Raw genomic sequence first — 19,240 nt, 5'->3', positions numbered from 1 at the left:
GCTACGGCAGCAGCGGCTTGAGCTCGAGCCAGTCGCCGAGGTCGCGGATCTGCTGGTCGACCGCGTCGGCCATTGGCGCGGTGAAGTCGGTGTCACGGTGGACGGCCGACACCCGGAACACGCCCTCCTTACGGTCCGCGTGGGCGTCCAGCTTTCCGATCAGCCGGTCGTCGTACAGGATCGGCAGCGTGTAGTAGCCCCAGCGGCGCTTGGCAGCCGGCCGGTAGATCTCCAGCTGGTAGTCGAAGCCGAACAGCTCCGTCGTGCGCTGCCGGTCGTGCAACAGCCGGTCGAACGGGGACAGCAGTGCCGCGCGCCCGGTGAACGGCCGGCCGAGCGCCTCGACCGCGGCCGGGTCGACGCGCCACTTGCGCCGCAGTCCCGCCACCGTGGCCGGTTCGCCGACGTCGCCCACCTCGATCGGCTCGACCGGGCACTCCGGGCCGCGCGGGCGGCCGATGCCGAGCGCCCGCAGCCGCCGTTCGTTGCGGATACGTGCGGCCTCCCCGGCGGGCACGGCCGGTTCGTCCGGGTAGACCCGGTGTGCCAGGTCCCACAACCGGTCCCGGCCGCGCCGCCCGGCCACTGCCACCTCGCCACGCCGGACCATGAAGTCCAGCAACTGCGCCACGTTGCGGCGGTTCGTCCAGCCCGACGAGCCCCACGGCTGCACGCAACTGTCGGGCAGTTCCCGGGACGGCAGCGGCCCCGACTCCTCCAGCCGGCGCAGGATGTCCCGGCGGCAGGCGTCGTTCGCCGCCACCCAGTCGCGCTGTGCCCGCAGCCAGTAGCTCAGCTCGCCGCGGCCCGGCCAGGCCGCCATGTCCGCGCGGTACAGCTTCATGTCCTCCGCGGGACGCAGCATCGCCCGCAGTTCGATCAGCTCGTGTCGCTCCAGCGCGGCGACCAGGTGGGCCGGCTCGTACGTGTTACCGAGCCGGCTCCACAACACCAGGTCCGCGCTGGGCGCGACGTACGCGGTCGGGTCGAGCTGCAGCAGGGTCAGCTCACGGGTCAGCTCCACCAGCCCGGCCGGCACCCGGCTGTCGAGCAGCTGGGCGCGTACCGCGATCCGCCGCGCGTCGGCTTGGGACAGGTGGTGCACGGTCACGAGGTGACGCCCTGGGCCCTCAACGCGTCGGACAGCGCCCCCAGGGTGGGGTAGTCGAACAGCATCGCGACGTTGAGCTCCACGCCGAACTCCTTCCGTACCAACGTCACCAGGTCGATCGCGGCCAGCGAGTTGCCACCGAGGTCGAAAAAGTCGTCGGAGGTCCGGATCGCGGTCGTGCCCAGTACCGCGCCCCACAACCGCCGGGTGCGCTCGACGACCGGGTCGTCGCCCGTCGGTGTCTCCGCGGCAGGCTGCGGCGCGACCGGAGCCGCCGACGCCTGCGCCGGAGCAGGCACCACCGCGACCGGAGCCGGGAGCGCGGATGCGACAGCGGGCACCAGGGCCGGCCCGGCGAGGGGCACCGGCTGCCCGTCCCGGAACGGCCGGACCGCCACGTGCCGCACCGGGCGGGACCGGAGCAGGCCGACGAGCAGCTCCACCCCCACCTCGGGGTCGATGCCGCTGCCCGGCGCCAGCGCGAGCGGCTCGGCCGGGGCGGCCGGCGCAGCGGTCCCGGGCTGGTCACCGAGGTAGTCACGCTGCACCGTGCGCAGCGTGAAGCCCTCGCACTCGACGACAACCCGGCCGTCCGGGTCGCAGATCGTGATATCCGCGACGATCATCCGGTCCGACGCCGGGCGCCGCACGATGTGGCTGTACACCCGCCGCGGCAGCGGGCCGTGCACGGTGAGGGACCGGTACATGAACGGCAGGCTGAGCCCGTCGCGCCGCGGGTCCCGCGCCGAGGACAGCGCGGTATCCATGATGGACGGGTGCAGCGGGTGGTGGACGAGGTCGTCGGTGAACGCCTCGGGCAGCTCGACCACGGCCACCTTCTCGTCCCCGCCACCGTCGGCCGGGGAGGCGATTTCCACCAGGTTCTGCCAGCGCGGGCCCAGCGTGAACAGCCGGTTCGGCCCGTTCGTTCGCTCCGGGCCCTGCCGGTCGGTGAGCCGGGCGAGCAGGGCCGTCAGGTCCACCTCGGGCGCCGCCACGGTCACCGTGCCGATCTCGCCGGTGACGTGGGTGACCTCGGTGCCGCCGGCCACCGGCACCGAGCGCACCGTGAAGCTCCAGCCCGGCTCCTGCGGCTCGAACTCCACCGTCACCCGGCGCGGCTGCGCGCATACCAGCGGCGTGCGCAGCACGACGTCGGACAGCCGCACCGAGCCCGGCCGCTCCGGCTCCGGCACCTCCTGCAGGAACGAGCGGTACACGAAGTCGATGATGCCGGTGCCGGGCAGGACCGGGGCACCGTTGATCCGGTGCTCGTCGAGGAACGGCTGCTCCTCGGCGGCCAGGACGGTCTCCGCAGACCGCACGCCGGGACGACGCGGCGGCTGCGGCGGCTCTGCGGCCATGCCGACCCGGGACCACGACGGCCAGCCGACGCTGATGACGCGTCCCCGGGCGAGGGAGCTGGTGGGCGCGTACGCGTCCAGGAAGGCGTTGGCCGCCGCGTAGTCGCCGCTGCCGACGAGGCCGTCCACCGCGGCACGGCTGGAGAACGCGACGACGAAGTCCAGCGCCGGGCGGCCGGCGAACACCTCCGCCAGCACCAGGGTGCCGAGTACCTTGGGCCGCAGCACCTCGGCCATCGCGGCCCGGTCCCGGAACAGCAGCATGCCATCGCCGGGCACGCCGGCGAGGTGGAAGACGCCGTTGACCGGGCCGAACCGCGCCGTCACGGTGTCCGCGACCCGACGCATCGCCCGGGCGTCGGCCACGTCGGCGGGGAAGACGCGGACCTCCGCACCGAGCATGGCCAGCTCACTCAGCGCGGCGCGGACCGTACCGGCCCGGGCGCCCGCTTCGCCGTCGGCGGCCGGGTCGGTGCGACCCACCAGGGCCAGCCGCGGCCGCAGCCCGAGGCGGGCGATCCCCTTGGCCAGCTCCAGGCCGAGCCCGCCCAGGCCACCGGTGATCAGGTACACGCCGTCGCGACGCAGCACCCGCTCCGGGCCAGCCACCGGGGCGTACGGGCGCTCGGCCCGCACCCAGCGCCGGTCGCGGCGCAGCGCGACGACCGGCTCGCCGCCGACGGCACACAGCTCGGCGACGAGCTCGTCCTCGGTGACCCCGGTGCCGACGTCGATCAGCCGGCTGGTCTGTTCCGGCGCCTCGAGGGCCATCGTCCGTACCAGCCCGTGCAGGGTCGCCTTGACCGGGTCGACCGGCTCACCGCCGGAGACGTCCAACGACCGAGAGGTGAGCACGATCAGCCCCGGCGCGGGCCCGGTGCCGGCCGCCCGCGCGCCCCACTGCACCAGGTCGACGAGGCTGTGGCAGGACAGGTCGAGCTGTTCGCCGGTGGTGGCCGGGGACGGAGCCTCCCAGTCCTTCGCGGACCAGGCGTGCACGAGCAGCCGCGGGGACCGGCCGCGGTCGGCGAGCGTACGCAGCAGCCGCTCGAGATCGGCGGTCCGGCCCGGGCGGACGCGGAACTCGACGCCCTCGTCGCGGAACTCGTTGCCCGGGCGTACCGGGACGATCCGCAGGCCGGCCTGCTGCAGGGCCAGTACCAGCGGCAACGCGATCGTGTCGTCCTCGGGCAGCAGCGCGACGGTGGGCACGCCGCCGTACGCCGGTCCGGCGGTGGCGGCCTGCTCGACCCAGCTCAGGGTGGCGAAGGGTGCGGCGGGCGCGGGCGGGAGCTCTTCCACGATGCCGGCCGGAGTCTCCACGACGGCCGGCGCGGCGGTCTCCGGCCGCGCGTCGATCCAGTGCCGGCTGCGCTGGTAGCGGTAGCCGGGCAGCGGGACGCGGCGCAGCGGGACGCCGTCCCGCACCGCCGGCCAGTCCACCGGGTGGCCCTCGGTCCACAGCGCACCCAGCGCCGCCAGCGCGCTGCGCAGGTCGTCCGCCGGCGCCACGCCGCGCCGCGGCAGCGTCGGCACGACCACGTGCCGGCCCTCCCGGACGGCGGGGTGGGCGCCGAGCACCGAGGTGAGCACGCGCTCCGGGCCCACCTCGAGCAGCACGACGTCGCCGTCGGCCAGCAGGGCGTCGGCGGCATCACCGAACCGGACCGGGGCGGTGAGCTGCCCGGCCCAGAAGGCGGGGTCGGCCGCCTCGGCCGCAGTGAGCGGCGCGGCGGTGGCCGCGGAGTACAGCGGGATCTCCGGCGCCCGCGCCTCGATGCCCGCGAACGCCGCAGCGAAGGTCTCCGCGGCCGGAGCCATCGACGGACTGTGGAAGGCATGCGAGGTGCGCACCGGCCGTGCCGACACTCCGGCCGCGGTGAGCCGGCGCAGCGCCTCCCCGACGGCCTCCGGCGGGCCGCTGACGATCGTCTGGCCGGGACCGTTGACCGCCGCGACCACCACACCGTCCGGCAACAGGTCGGCAACCTCGTCGGCGTTCAGGCGCACCGCGAGCATGTCGCCGGGTGGCATCGCGGCCATCGCGGTGCCGCGCGCCACTACCAGCCGCGCCGCGTCGGCCGGCGTGAACACCCCGGCGACGGCGGCGGCGACCAGCTCGCCGATGCTGTGGCCGAGCAACGTCCGCGGCTTGATCCCCCACGACATCCACATCCGGGCCAGCGCGTACTCCACCGCGAACAGCAGGGGCTGGGCGACCTCCGTGGGTTCCAGGGCGGCGTCGTCACCGGACTGCCAGGCGGCCCGCAGGTCGGACCCGGCCGCCGCCAGCGCATCCAGGCACTCGTCGAAGACCTGGGTGAAGGTGGGGTCGGTGCCGTACAGCCCGCGGGCTGTACCGGCGTGCTGCGAGCCCTGCCCGGGGAAGACGAAGACCACCGGCCGCTTCCGGACCGGCGAGCCGGAGCCGATGATGCGTTCCGGCTGCTCGTCGAGCACCGCGCGGGCATCGACCGCGCTGTCCACCACGGCGGCCGCCCGCACCGGGTGCGCGGTCCGCCCCTCCTGCAGGGTGGCGAGCGTGTCGGCGAAGGTCTCCGCGCCCGAGCCGGCGAGGTGGGCCGACAGCGCCGGGCGGTACGCCTCCTCGGCAGCCGCGGTCCGGGCCGACCACACCATCAGCCGGGGCCGGTCGTCCGCCTGCGGGGCGGGCTCGCGCAGCGGCGCCTCCTCGAGGACCGCGTGCACGTTGGTGCCACCGAAGCCGAGCGAGTTGATGCTGGCGATCCGCGGCCGGCCGGGCGTACGCGGCCACGGCCGCGGCTCGGTCACCAGCGAGAACGGCGACGACTCCCAGTCCAGCTTGGGGTTGGGCTGGTCGACGTGCAGGGTGGGCGCGAGGTGCTCGCGTTCCAGGCAGAGCACCATCTTGATCAGCGACGCCACCCCGGCGGCGTGCCCGAGATGCCCGACGCTGCTCTTCACCGAGCCGAGCCCGCAGTAGCCGGCCGGCAGCGTACGGTCCGACGCGAGCCGGCGGAACGCCTCGTTGAGCGCGCTGAACTCGATCGGGTCGCCCAGCGGCGTGCCGGTGCCGTGCGCCTCCACGTAGCCGACGTCCTCGGGCGCCACACCTGCGAGGGCCAACGCCTCCATGGCGACAGCGGTCTGCCCGGACACGCTCGGCGCGCTGAACCCGACCTTGTCCGAGCCGTCGTTGTTGGCCGCGGTGGCGCGTACGACCGCCCGGATGTCGTCGCCGTCGGCGAGCGCGTCGGACAGCCGCTTGACCACCACCACGCCGACCCCGCTGGAGAACACGGTGCCGCTGGCGTTCGCGTCGAACGAGCGGCAGCGCCCGTCGCGGCTGAGCGGGCCGCCCTCGGCGAAGGTGTACCCGTGCCCGAGCATCTCCAGGTCGGTGCCACCGGCCAACGCCATCTCGCACTCGCCGCTGTGCAGGGCCTGGATGGCCAGGTGCAGCGTGAGCAGCGAGCTGGAGCAGGCGGTCAGCACGGTCATGCTGGGCCCGGTGAGGTTCAGCTTGTACGACACCAGCGTCGAGACGTAGTCGGGATAGTTGAAGATGCCGGCCGTCAGGTCGCGGCTGCCCGCCGAGGTGGCCGCCAGGCGCAGGTTGTGGTCCCAGTAGAGGCTGTGCCCGACGCCGGCGTACACCCCCACGTCGGTGATGGCCGTGTTGTCGTAGCCGGCGTTCTCCATCGCCGCGTGCGCGGTCTCCAGGAAGATCCGCAGCTGCGGGTCGCAGACCGCCGCCTCGCGCGGGGTCATGCCGAAGAACGCCGCGTCGAACATGTCGACCTCCGGGGCGTCCCCGTTGACCCGCACGTACCGGTCGTCGGCGAGCTCCTCGGGCAGCACCCCGGCGGCGGCCAGCTCCTCGTCGGTGAGCGTCCGCAGCCCGGTGCGCCCGTCCCGCAGGTTCGACCAGAACTGCTCGACGTCCTGCGCGCCCGGGAACCGGCCGGCCATGCCGACGATCGCGATGGGTTCGATCGGACTGCTCATTCCGGCCTCATTTCCACTCACGCCGGGTCGGGGTGGATCCTGGCGAGTTCTCGAATCGCACGACGGGCGGCACCCGGCGGTCGTCCACGGCCACCACACGCAGCTCGGCGGTGTAGTGCTGGCCGGCCGCGTCGGTGAGCCACAGCTCGTCCGGCCGCGGCAGCATCTCCACGAGGTCGAGCGTGGCTGGCGGGTCACCGGGCGCCGCCTCGGCGACCACCCGGCGTACGGCGCGCATCAGGTTGCCGACCAGCAACGGCGCGTCGAAGTCCACATAGAACGGCTTTTTCTCCAGCGGGGTACGCGCGAAGACGTGCCGCGGCATGCCGAGCGCGGCGGCCCACTCCCGCAGCTCCTGGTAGCCCCGGTCGGCGATCTTGCGGCCGGGCGGCGGCACCGGTAGCTCGGCGATCGGACACGACCAGCTCTCCCGCGCGACGACCACGTCGTCCAGCAACACCCGGTGCAGGTGCGGCCGCCGGGCCCGCAGCTGGAAGAGGTTCACCGCCGTCGCGGTCAGGAACTCGCCGAAGAACTCGAGGACCGGCGCGGACCAGCCGCGCCCGCGGACCTCGCCGACCAGTTCGCCGTCACGCTCGCGGACCAGCACGTCGGTGCCGGCCACCGAGGCGGCGCCGTCGGGATGCCCGTCGTCCGAACCGTACGACCAGTAGTGGTAGAGGCCCGGCGGGTCGAGCGCCAGCGGCGGATAGGTCCGCGCGGTCGCCTCCGGCGCGTCCGGCGGGTACAGCGGGACGACGCGGCCGTCGCTCATGTCCGCGGCGGTGAGCCGGACCAGCTCCTCGGGGTCGTCGCTCTGGGTGCGGAACACCCGGCTCTCCAGCGTGTTCAGCGCCACGTGCAGCTCGCCGAGGACCCACCGCAGCGAGCCGTCGGCGGCCCGGCCCAGCAGCAGGTCGGGACTGTGCTGTCGGGCGGCGGCCCAGCGCGGACCGGCAGCCGGGAACAGCGCACCGGCCAGCGGGCCGACCTCCGCGCTGGTCAACCGGATCTCCCCGGTCGGGTCCGGCGGCAGGATCTCCGCCCAGCGCAGTTGGAAGTCGGTGCGCACGGTGGCCGCGAGCGGGCCGTCCGCGGCGAGCAGGTCGCTGGCGGCGAACTGCAAATCACTGAGGGTCACCTCGGCCCGCCGCCCGCGCAGCCGGTGGTAGCGGTCGAGCAGTCCCTCGTCGACTGCGGCGGCCACCTCGTCGCCGAGCCAGCGGGCGCTGTCGAGCAGGATGCCCAGCGGTGCCCGGAGCGGTTCCAGCAGGTCGCCGCCGATCCGCACGTCGGTGTCGCGGCGCGCGTCCAGGTAGGCGGGCGTCCGGGCGTACGCGGACCGCCGGGTCCCCGCCGCCTCCCAGCCCGCCTTGGCGAAGCGGCCGGTCAGCTCGCCGAGGGCGGCGCGAACCTCTTCCGGGCGGCCGGCGGGCACGCCGTCGTGCGCCTCGCCGATGTCGTCCAGCCGGCGCAGCAGCTCGGCCCGGGTGCGCTCGGCCGGCAGTTGCTCCACCTGCTGGCGCAGGTACTGCTCGGGCTGGTCGCCATACGGCACCCGGAACCCGATCCGGACCACCCCGGCCTCGTCCAGCCGCAGCAGCTCCGCGCGGGCGTCCACCGGGTCGCAGCCGGCCGCGACGGCCGCGACGGCCAGCACCTCGCCGCAGCGGCGGTGCCCGTCGACGGCGGTGAGCAGCCGGGCGGTCAACCCGTCGCAGGGCACCGGGGTGCGGCGGGGCTGCCGCAGCACGTCACCGGACCAACTGGTCGCCGGGTCGAGGCGGACCGGCAGGTCGTCGAGGATGCGGGGGTCGCGCCGCCAGGCATCGGCCAGCGCCTTGACGGCCCAGGTCTCCAGGCTGACCGTGCGGCGGCGGATGCCGCCGCACCCGTCCATCTGCAGGCCGGTCGCGGACGGCGTGAGGCGGGCCCAGCCGACCGGGCCGAAGAAGCCGATCGATTCGTTCTTCGCGCAGTACCGCTGCGCGTACCGGGCGATCACCACCTCGCGGTACGCGCGGTTGGACAGCTGGGCGGAGTCCTCGTCGGCGAGCCGGGTGGCGTAGGCGCCGAGCCAGGTGTCGATCAGCTCGGGGTTCTGCCACACCAGCGCCTCGCGGAACCGGTCGTCGCGGACCACGGCCGCCGCCGCACCGGCCGCAGCCCGGCGGATCGCCGCGTTGCGCTGCTCGCCGGGCGGCTCCGCGAGCAGGTCCGGCACGGCGAACGGGCCGAGCAGCTCGATCGGCAGGCCCGCGCTGCGTAGCGCGGCGGTCGGCCACAGCGACCAGCCGGGGGCCAGCTCGACGAGTTCCGGCGCCCCGGTCATCGTGCACCCTGTTCCCGCAGTGCCGCGGCGAGCGCGGCCAAATTCGGATAGTCGAACAGCGAGCCGATACTCATGTGCACCCCGAACGTGTCGCGGATCCGGCCGGTGAGCGTGACGCCCATCAGGGAGTCGCCGCCGAGCTCGAAGAAGTCGTCCTCCGGCTCGACCTGGGACCGGCCGAGCACCTGCCGCCAGATGTCGGCGAGCCGGTCCTGCACGGAGCCCGCCGGTGCCGCAGCCGTGGGCGTGGTCGTCGCGGGCGGTGACTGTTCCGCCGGCTGGGTACCGGCGGCAGCCGGCACCGGTACCGCTTCGGTGGCGGCGGGCCGGCCGTCGTGGTGCGGTACCACGGCGACCTGCGCCGGCGTGTCGCTGGCCAGCAGGCGCAGCAGCAGCCGCACCCCCTCGTCGGGCGCGAGGCCGGTCTCCGCCGGAGGGTCTCCGGCGGGCTCGTCCCCCTCGCCGAAGCTGTCCGGCCGGGCCGGGCGCATGCGCAGCCCTTCGACGGCCACCACCACCGTGCCGTCGTCCGCGACCAGATCGACGTCGGCGACCAGGTCCTCGCCCTCGGCGGTACGCAGCCGGCTGTACAGCTGCGACGGCAGCGGGGCGTACCAGGTGAGGCTCCGGTAGGTGAACGGCACGATCAGCTCGCCGGGACGGCTGCGGCGCAGCACGCCCGTGCCGGTGTCGAGCAGCGCCGGATGCAGCGGGTACTCAGCCGTCTCGGCGGCGAAGGCGGCCGCCAGGGCCAGCCGGACCACGGTGGTCCGCCCGGCCTCCCACATCCGCGCGATGTTGTGCCAGCGCGGTCCGAACAGGAACGACCCGTCCGGGGTGGGCAGCATGGACGGGGGCGCCACCTCGGCCAGTCCGGCGATCAACTCCGCGACCGGCACGGTACGCGGCGCCGGCCCGCCGGCGGTGAGCATGCCGGAGGCGTGGTCCTGCCAGCCGCCGTCGCCGTCCTCTTCCGCGGGGCGGGACACCACTCGTACCCGCCAGGCGCGGTCCCCGTCGGGTTCGAAGGACACCCGGGTGCACCGGGGCGCGTCGCCGGACAGCGGATGGACGAAGGTGAAGTCGCGCAGGGTCACCGGGCCGCCGTCACCGGGCAGCGCCCGCCGGTACGCCCGCAGCACAAGGTCGAGGATGCCGGTGCCGGGCAGCACAGCCGCACCGCTGATCCGGTGTTCGTCCAGCTCCCAGTGGGTGGCCGCGGACAGCACCGTTTCGTGGTACGGCACGCCGTCCGGCACGGCACCGGACAACCCGGCCCGGCCCGCGCGGGCGTCGCGTACGGCCGCGGCGAGGTTCTCCAGGACGCCGCCGCCGGCCATCCCGACCGTGGTCCATCCCGGCCAGTCGATGCTCAGCCAGCCCGGGCGACCGGCGGCGAAGGCGTCCAGGAACGCGTTCGCCGCCGCGTAGTCGGCCCCGCCGACCATCCCGGTCAGCGCCGCCTGGCTGGAGAAGCACACCACGAAGTCGACCGGCGGCCGGTCGTCCAGGACATCGGCGAGCGCCACGGTGCCGTACGTCTTGGGGCGCAGCACCCGCTCGGCGGCGTCCCGGCCACGGAACTGCAGCATGCCGTCCCCGGCCAGGCCGGCCAGGTGGAACACGCCGTTGACCGGGCCGAAGGCGGCGGCGACCTCGTCCAGCGCCCGCCGCAGCGCGGCCGGGTCGGCCACGTCGCAGGCGACGGTCCGCACCTGGGCACCGAGCGACTCGATCTCGGCGAGGTCGTCGGCGGCGTCCACGGGGGTACGCGACAGCAACGCCAGCGCGGGCCGCAGCCCGGTTCCGGCGAGCCCCTTGGCCACCGCCCGGCCCAGCCCGCCGAGGCCGCCGGTCAGCACGTACACACCGTTGCGCCGCAGCACCGGATGGGTGGCGGGCGGCGGCGACCACGGCCGGTGCACCGGCAGCCAGCGGCGGGTGCCGCGCAGCGCGACGACCGGGTCAGTCGTGGCGCAGCGCAGCTCGGCGACGAGTTCCTCCTCGGTGCGCAGCCGGCCCACGTCGATCACCCGGCAGGCGGTCTCCGGCGACTCCAGCCGGTAGGCACGGGCCGCGGCGATCAGCGCGGCCCGGGCCGGCACGACCGGTTCGGCGCCGGAGACGTCGACCGCGTTGCCGGTCAGGACCACGAGCGCGGGCAGCCGCCCGTCGACCGGCCCGCGTCCGGCCCGCTGCACCAGGTCGAGCAGCGCGAAGTACGTCCGGTCGAGCTCGTCGCGCAGGTCCGTGCGGGCGGGCGGGGTGCCCACCGCCCAGGCGTGCGCGAGCAGGGCCGGGGTGCGGCCGGCCGTGGCGAGCCGGCGCATCACCTCGTCCAGGTGCATGGCGAGGTCGCTGGCAGGGACGGTGAACTCGCCCGCGTGCTCGCCGAAGGTGGTGCCGGGCCGCACCCGGCACACCTCATATCCGGCCTGCTGGAACGCGTTGACGATCGGCAGCGCCGCCTGCCGGCCCTCCGGCACCAGGACGAGCGCCAGGGACGCGGCCGGCGGTACGGGGAGGCTCGCCGCAGGTCGGGCCGTCTCCACCCAGCCCGGAACGGTGAACGGCCCGGCCGGGGCCTCGGCCTTCGCCGTCTCGACCGTCGGGGCGGGTGCCGGCGCCACGGGACCAACCGGCTGCGGTGCCGCCGGTCCGGTCTCCGGCGTCACCCAGTGGCGCCGCCGCTGGAACCGATATCCGGGCAGCGAGATCCGCTGCGGCCGCTCGTCGGGGTACACCGTTGACCAGTCCACCGGGCAACCGGCCACCCACAGCTCTGCGGCCGTACCGAGCAGGTGCCGTTCGTCGTCGCCGAGCTCGCTGGGGCCGGGCTCACTGCGGCCGGGCTCACTGCGGCCGGGCTCGCCGGGGCGGGGCAGGGACGACAGCGCGCGCCAGCGGCCGGCGCGCGCGGCGGGGTGCCGCCGGGCCAACCCGGACAGCACCTGGCCCGGGCCGACCTCCAGCACGATGCGGCCACCGCCGCCCGTACCCGCCGCGTCCACGGCGTCGAGGGCGGCGCCGAACAGGACCGGATCCGCAAGTTGTCCCGCCCAGAACTCGGGCCGGACTGCTTGTTCCGCCGTGAGCAGTGCCCCGGTGGCCGCCGAGTAGACCGGAGTACGGGGCGGCCGCAGGGTCACCCCGGCGAAACCGGTCTCGAACTCGCCGGCCGCGGGACGCATGGCCGGGCTGTGGAAGGCGTGCGAGGTACGCAGCGGGCGGGTCCGGACGCCGGCCGCGGCGAGCTCTGCGGCCACCAGGGCGAGCTCGTCGGCGGGCCCGGCAAGGACGGTCTGGTCAGCGGCGTTCGCCACGGCGGCGACGACCCCGGTGCCGTCGGGCAGCAGCGGGCGCAGCCGCTCCGACCCGGCCGCGACCACCAGCATCCCGCCGCGCGGCCGGCGCTGCATCGCCTGGCCCCTCAGCGCGACCAGGCGCAGCGCGTCGGGCAGCTCCAGCACCCCGGCGACGGTCGCCGCGACCAACTCGCCGACGCTGTGGCCAACCACGGCCGCCGGCGTGACGCCCCAGTGCATCCACTGCCGGGCCAGCGCGTACTCGACGGCGAACAGCAGCGGCTGGGTGTTCGTGGTCTCGTTCAGGGCCTCGCCCGGATCGCCGGCGGTCCACAGGCCGGTGAGGTCGGCGCCGTGCCGGGCCAGCTCGTCCAGGCATTCGTCGATCGTCTCGGTGAACACCCGGTACGTGCCGTACAGGCCGGCGGCCATCCGGGCGTGCTGGGATCCCTGGCCGGGGAAGGCGAAGACGACCTCGGGCGCCTCGGCCGGGACCGGCCCGCCGGTCAGCGCCCGGTCACCGGCCGCCGCCCCGCCGGTCAACAGCCGGGCCGCCTCCCCGGCGCTCGCGCCGAGCACGGCGCCACGCACCGGGTGGGCGGTGCGCCCCTGCTGCAGGGTCGCGGTGGCCTCCGCGTAGCCGGCCTCGCCCGACTCGGCGAACCACCCGGCCAGGGCGGCCCGGTTGGCGGCGGCCGCGGCCTCGTCCCGGCCGGACCAGATCACCACGCGGGGGCGGTCGAGCTGCGGGATGCGGACCGGTGCGGGCCCCTCCTCCACGACCAGGTGCACGTTCGTCCCGCCGATGCCCAGCGAGCTGAGCCCGGCGCGTCGCGGCGCACCGGCCGAGCGCGGCCACGGGCGAAGCGTGTCGTTGAGCACGAACGGGGTCCGGTCCAGCTCCAGCCGGGGGTTGGGCGCGGCGACGTTGACGGTCGGCGGAATCTGCTCGTGCTCCAGCGACAGCAGCAGTTTGAGCAGTCCGGCGATGCCGGCGACCGGAATGGTGTGGCCGATGTTGCCCTTCACCGAACCGATCGGGATCCGGCCCGGTGCGAGCGGGGTGCCGGCCAGCCGGCGGTACGCCCGGGCCAGCGCGTCGACCTCGATCGGGTCGCCCAGCGGCGTACCGGTCGCGTGCATCTCCACGCAGCCGATGTCGTCCGGGCCGAAGCCGGCCATCGCCATCGCGTCGACGATCGCGGCAGACTGCCCGGCCACGCTCGGGGCACTGAAGCTGACCTTGTCGGAGCCGTCGTTGTTGATGCCGATGCCGTGGATGACACCCCGGACGTGGTCGCCGTCGCTGATCGCGTCGCCGAGCCGCTTCAGCAGCACGGCCCCGGCCCCGCTGGTGAAGATGGTGCCGGTGCCGGACGCGTCGAAGGGGCGGCAGTGCCCGTCCGCCGAGCGCACGTCGCCCGGGCTCCACCGGTAGCCCATCCGGTACGGAATTTCCACGTTGGACGCGCCGGCGACGGCGGCGTCGCACTCGCCCAGCTGCAGCGACCGGCAGGCCAGGTGGACGGCGGTCAGGGAGCTGGAGCAGGCGGTCAGCACGGCCATGCTGGGCCCCTGCAGGTTCAGCTTGTACGACGCCAGCGTGGTCAGATAGTCGATGTTGTTGAGCACCATGAAGCCCATGTCCGACCCGTACGCGGGGTTGGCCAACACGTTCAGGTCGCCGTAGCGGCTGGGCCCGCACGCGCCGTACACGGCCACATCCCGGGCCATCCGCACCGGGTCGTACCCGGCGTCCTCGATGGCCTCGTGGGTGACCTCGAGGAAGAGCCGCAGCTGCGGGTCGCAGATCTCCGCCTCGCGCGGTGTCATGGCGAAGAACTCGGCGTCGAACGTGTCCACCCCCGGCACCAGGCCGGCCATCTTGACGTACGCGGGGTCGTCGATCCGGGCCCGTGGTACGCCCGCGGCCAGCAGCTCGTCGTCGCTGAGCGCGGTGATGGACTCCCGCCCGGCGGCCAGGTTGCGCCAGTACTCGCGCACGTCGCGCGCGCCGGGCAGCCGGCCGGCGATACCGACGACGGCGATGGGTTCGAACAGCTCGCTCATGGCCGCTCACTTTCGGATCGGATCCGTTTGCGCAGCTCACGACGGGCGTTGCCGACGCGGCGCACGGCACCGCCGGCCGACCGGACCGGGACGGCCGGTGCCGCCGCCTCGCCGCCGCTGAGGTAGCGGCGCATGGCACGCAGGTTGGGGTAGGCGAACATCGCGGTCACCGGAAGCGCGGTGGCGAGTTCGCGGGTGCTCACCTCGTGCAGCTGCACCAGTGCCAGCGAGGTGAGCCCGGCGTCGAAGAAGTTCTCGTCCGGGCCGATCGGCCGGCCGAGGACGCCGCGGATGGTCTCCTCGATCGCGGTCAGCGCCCGCTCGGCGTCCGTAGCCGCAGCACCGGATGACGCTGCTGGCTCCTCGGGGTCGGCGGGGTCGGCGGAATCGGCGGGGGGCGGCCCGGCCGGCTCGGCCGGCACCGGCTTGCCGTTGCGGCTCACGCCGAGCCGGTCGACGACCTCGACCGACACCGGTACGGCGTACGCCGGCAACAGGCCCCGCAGGAACTCGCGCAGCTCCCCCTCCGCCAGGGTGCCGGCCGTTACCACCTGCAGGGTCAGCACGGGCCCGATGGCGCGGACCGCCGGCGCGGCGAGAGCCTCGCGCACGAGCGGATGCCGCAGCGCGCCCGCCTCGATCTCACCCAGCTCGATGCGGTGGCCGTCGATGGCCACTTGCCGGTCGGCGCGCCCGTCCAGCCACACCGACCCGTCCGGGCCGTACCGGCCCAGGTCGCCGGTGCGGAACGTCCGCACGCCGGGCTCCGGGTCGGTCCCGAACCGGTCCGCCGGCCCGTCGCCTGGGTAGCCGGCGGCGAGGTTGCGGCCACGGACCACCACCTCGCCGCGCTGGCCCACGGCGGCGAGCCGCCCGGACCCGGTGAGCACGAGCAACTGCTGCCCGGCGACCCCGGCACCCACCGGCACCTGCGCGCCGTCGGGGAGGCCGGCACCGTCGTCGCCGGGGGTGATCCGGTGGCACGAAGCGATCTGCGGGGTTTCCGTGGTCCCGTACGCGTTGACGATCTCCGCGCCGGACAGCGCCCGGAAGCGGCGCACCAGCCCCCAGGCCAGCGGTGCCCCACCGGTTACGACCAGCCGCAGGGCGTCCAGCCGGGCCCGGTGCGGTACGTCCCGGCCAACGCGAACGAGCAGCTCCAGCAGCGCCGGGGTGGCGTGCAGCACGGTGATCCGGCGGTCCGCCAGCCAGTCCAGCAGCTGCCCGGCGTCCGCGGTCACGTCCGCCGGCGGCACCTCCAGCCGGGCACCGGAGAGCATCGCGGCGAACATCTCGCGCAGCACCGGGTCATGTCCCGGGCCGGCGAGCAGCGCGAACCGGTCGGCCGGGCCGAGGCGGAAGGTGTCGGTGTACCAGAGCAGGAAGTCGCGCAGTGGCCCGGGCGCGACGGCCACCGCCAGCGGCGTGCCGGTGGTACCGGAGGTGAAGAGCACGTGGCTGAGGCCGGCCGCGGCGACCGCCGGCACCGGGGGCAGGCCGGCGGCGACCAGATCATTGACCGTACGGGTCCCCTCGGCTGCCTCCGCGCCGGTGCCCACGGTGACCCGGGCGGCCACCGCGTCCCGGGCGGCCCGCCGACGGCCGTCCGGCAGGGTGGCGTCGATCAGGGCCACCCCGGCGCCCGCGAGCCAGCCGGCCAGCACCGCGACGGGCAGGTCGGCGTCCCGGGTGGCGTACACCGCGACCATGTCGCCGCTGGAGACACCGGCGGCGGTGAGGGCCGCGGCGGCGCGCCCGGCGCGGTCCCCCAGCTGCCGGTAGGTGAGCTCACCGCGCGGCGAGGCGACCGCAACGGCGTCCGGCGTCGCGGCCACCACCCGGGCCAGGTCGTCGCAGAGCCCGGTACGGGCACCGGCGGGCCGCAGCGCCCGGTCCGGTTGGGGCAGCACCGCGCGGTCGGTGACCAGGTCGAGGTCCACGAGGGCGGCACCGGGTTCGTCGAGGATCCGCTCGGCGATCCGGGCGCACTGCGCGAGGATCTCCCGGGCGACCGCGCGCGGGAACGCGTCCAGCGCGTGCACCAGCTGCACGGCCAGCCCGTCGCCGTCGCGGTGCAGATAGAGACCGAGGTCGAACAGGGCGCCGTGCACCGGTGCGAGCACCGGCTCGGCGCTCACCTCGGCGAACGACGGGACCGGACTGGCTCCGGTGAGATCGTTGAACCACACCTGGAACACCCGGTCGCGCTGCGCCCGGTGCGGCGCCGGCAACGCGGACACCACCGCGTCGAACGGCGGGGTCGAGTGGTCCATCGCCTCGGCGTACCGGCCACGGGTGTGCCGCAGCAGGTCGTCGAAGGTGCGCACTCCGTCCAGGTCCAGCCGGATCGGCAGGGTGTCGACGAGGAACCCGGCCAGGCCGCGCTCGGCGGCCGACCGCCGGTGCGCGCTCGGCAACCCGATCACCACCGTGTCCTGCCCGGACCAGGCGGCGAGCACCGTGCCGAACACGGCGAGGAAGAAGCCGGCCGCGGTGGCGTTGCGCTCCCGCAGGTACGCCCCCAGGCGCTCGCGGAACGGCGCACCCAGCCGCAGGGTCTGCGCGTCGCCGGCGAAGTCGCGCTGCACCGGGTGGGGCAGCCGGAACGGCAGCCGCAGCTCCGGGGGCGCGCCGGCGAGGCGGTCCCGCCAGTACGCCAGGTCGGCGTCCCACCGCTCCCCGCCCTCGCGGGCAAGCGCCGCCGTGGCGTACGCGGCATAGCTGGGCGCCGGGGTGTCCGGCGGCTGCTCGCCGTGCAGCACCGCCGCGTACCCCGTGGCGAGATCCGCGAGGACGATGTCGACCGTCTCCTGGTCGGCCACCAGGTGGTTGAAGACCAGCACCAGCGCCGCTTGCGCACCGGTCGCGTGGCGCAGCAGGTGGGCGCGCATCATCGGCGCGCGCTCCTCGCCGATCACCGCGGTCGCCGCCCGGCGCGCGTAGTCGTCCAGCACCGACTCGAGCGGCTCGGCAGCCGCGTCCACGGCGAGCTCCACGACCGGCCTGGTCTCGTAGCGCAGGAACGGCGCACCCGCGGCGTCCGTGCCGACCGACGCCCGCAGGATGTCGTGGCGGCGTACCGTCGCCTCCAGCGCCTGCCGCAGGGCTGCGGCGTCGATCGCGCCGGCGAACCGCACGACGGCCGTGACGTTGTAGGCGGGTGAGTCCGGGTAGAGGCGGCCCAGCAGCCACAGCCGCCGCTGCTCGGGCGCCAGCGGGGAGGTGCCACGGGGTGCGGCGGTGTCCGGGCCAGGTGCCGCCGGGGCCGTGCCGGCGGAGGCGGTGACGATCTCGCGCAGCCGGGCGAGGGAGACGTCCTCCTCCAGGAACCAGCCGACGCTCAGCTGCACGCCGGTCGCCTCCCGGACGGCGTGGATGAGCCGGATGGCGATCAGCGAGCTGCCGCCGGCGGCGACGAAGCCGGCCCGCTCGTCCACCGGGCCACCCGGGTTCAGCGCGCTCACCCAGGCGGAGAGCAACTCGTCACCGCCGGTGCCGGGCGTGTCGCGGTGCCCCCACCAGGCGCCGACCAGCTCCGCCAGGCGGCGGCGGTCCAGCTTGCCGGTGGTGCCCAACGGGAAGCCCGCCAGCCGGTGGTACGCGACCGGGCGCAGCGCGGCGGGCAGATGCGCAGCCGCGTGAGCGCGCAGTTCGTCGTCGTCCACCGCGGCATCTCCGGAGAGCGCCGCCACGAGCACCGTGCCGGCCGGGTCGGGTACGGCGACGACCGCCACGTCCGGGTGCCGGTCGGCGAGCACGCGTTCCACCTCGAGCGGCTCGGCCCGTACCCCGCCGATCTTCACCTGGTCGTCGATCCGGCCCAGATAGTGCAGTCCCGCCTCGTCCCGCCGCACCCGGTCGCCGGTGCGGTACCAGCGCCGGCCGCCGGCCACCGGGAACGCCGCAGCGGTGAGGTCGAGGCGACCGGCGTAGCCGAGCGCCAGCTGGACGCCGCCGATCCACAGCTCGCCGGGCTCACCCGGCGGCACCGGGCGGCCCTCGTCGCCGACGACCGCCAACACGGTGTTGTCCACCGGCAGCCCGATCGGCACCGGGTCCGAGGCGCGCAGCCCGGCGGGCACCTCCCACCAGGTCACGTCGATGGCCGCCTCGGTCGGGCCGTACAGGTTGTGCAACCGCACCGGCCAGCGGTCGAGTGCCGCGCGGGCCAGCGGTGCCGGCAGCGCCTCGCCGCTGCAGAAGACGTGCCGCAGCGTGGTGATCCGGCCGGCCTGCGGGGTGCGGAGGAACTCGGCGAGCATCGACGGCACGAAGTGGCAGACAGTGATCCCGCGCCGGACCATGAACCCGGCCAGCCGCGCCGGGTCGCGGTGCGCGCCCTCGGGGGCGAACTCGCAGCGCCCGGCGGCGATCAACGGCCAGAACACCTCCCAGCCGGAGGGGTCGAAGGTGTACGGCGTCTTCTGCAGCACCCGGTCGTCGGGGCCGAGCGGGAACCGCCGCTGCATCCACAGCAGACGGTTGCACAGTGCGGCGCTGCCGAGCACGACGCCCTTGGGCTCGCCGGTCGAGCCGGACGTGAACATGACGTACACCGGCTGCTCCGGCGGCACCGACGCGAGCGGCGCCGGCTCACCCCCGTCGGCGGGCAGCTCGGTGAGCTCTGGCACCGCGAGCACCGGCAGCTCGGGCAGTGCGGTGCCGTCGCCGATCACCGCGACCGGCCGGGCCCGGCGCACCATGCTCGCCACCCGGGCGGCCGGTTCGTCGAGCCCGATCGGCAGGTAGGCGCGCCCGGCCTTGAGCACGCCGAGGGCCGCGACCGCGCGGCGCACCGAGCGGGGCAGCCGCAGCACGACCGGGCCGGACTCGTCGGTGACCCGCCGCAGCCGCTCGGCCAGAATGTCGCTGAGCACCTCCAGCTGGTGCAGGGTGAGCGAGTCGGACTCGTCGGCGCAGACCACCACGTCCCGGTCGGCCGGGTACCGGCGGCGGATCAGCCCGGGCACGCCCTCGGCGGCGTCGACCGGCATGGCCTCGCCGGACAACACGGGCCACGTCGGGGCGCCGTCCCGGTCAACTTCGCTGATCACAGCCGTCGCCTCCT

5 protein-coding genes are annotated in these 19,240 nt (G+C 75.3%); all 5 read right to left on the bottom strand.

Annotation, left to right across the window (positions count from 1 at the left end; all coding sequences use genetic code 11):
- Position 1: 1 nt before the first annotated feature.
- Genes SNR22_RS23425 through SNR22_RS23405 form a run of 5 tightly spaced genes read right to left on the bottom strand, consistent with a single transcriptional unit; the run spans position 2 to position 19,226 of the window.
- Positions 2-1,111 (bottom strand): DNA glycosylase AlkZ-like family protein, encoded by a 1,110-nt coding sequence (locus SNR22_RS23425; RefSeq protein ID WP_320068802.1) that lies wholly within the window; start codon positions 1,109-1,111, stop codon positions 2-4.
- On the bottom strand, positions 1,108-6,465 hold the full coding sequence (locus SNR22_RS23420; protein WP_320068801.1) for a type I polyketide synthase: 5,358 nt from the start codon (positions 6,463-6,465) through the stop codon (positions 1,108-1,110). Before SNR22_RS23420 ends, SNR22_RS23425 begins: the two co-directional genes overlap by 4 nt.
- A 7-nt stretch (positions 6,466-6,472) precedes the next feature.
- Complete coding sequence (locus tag SNR22_RS23415) at positions 6,473-8,797, bottom strand: lantibiotic dehydratase (protein ID WP_320068800.1); 2,325 nt, start codon at positions 8,795-8,797, stop codon at positions 6,473-6,475.
- On the bottom strand, positions 8,794-14,172 hold the full coding sequence (locus SNR22_RS23410; protein ID WP_320068799.1) for an SDR family NAD(P)-dependent oxidoreductase: 5,379 nt from the start codon (positions 14,170-14,172) through the stop codon (positions 8,794-8,796). Before SNR22_RS23410 ends, SNR22_RS23415 begins: the two co-directional genes overlap by 4 nt.
- Positions 14,169-19,226: a non-ribosomal peptide synthetase gene (locus SNR22_RS23405; RefSeq protein WP_320068798.1), complete on the bottom strand. Its 5,058-nt coding sequence runs from the start codon at positions 19,224-19,226 to the stop codon at positions 14,169-14,171. Before SNR22_RS23405 ends, SNR22_RS23410 begins: the two co-directional genes overlap by 4 nt.
- Positions 19,227-19,240 lie beyond the last annotated feature (14 nt).

Origin of the sequence: Micromonospora sp. RTGN7 (assembly GCF_033804645.1) — a bacterium.
Taxonomy (GTDB): Bacteria; Actinomycetota; Actinomycetes; order Mycobacteriales; family Micromonosporaceae; genus Micromonospora.
Note: the sequence above shows the minus strand (reverse complement) of the source record. Positions and strands in the feature narration are given on the sequence as shown.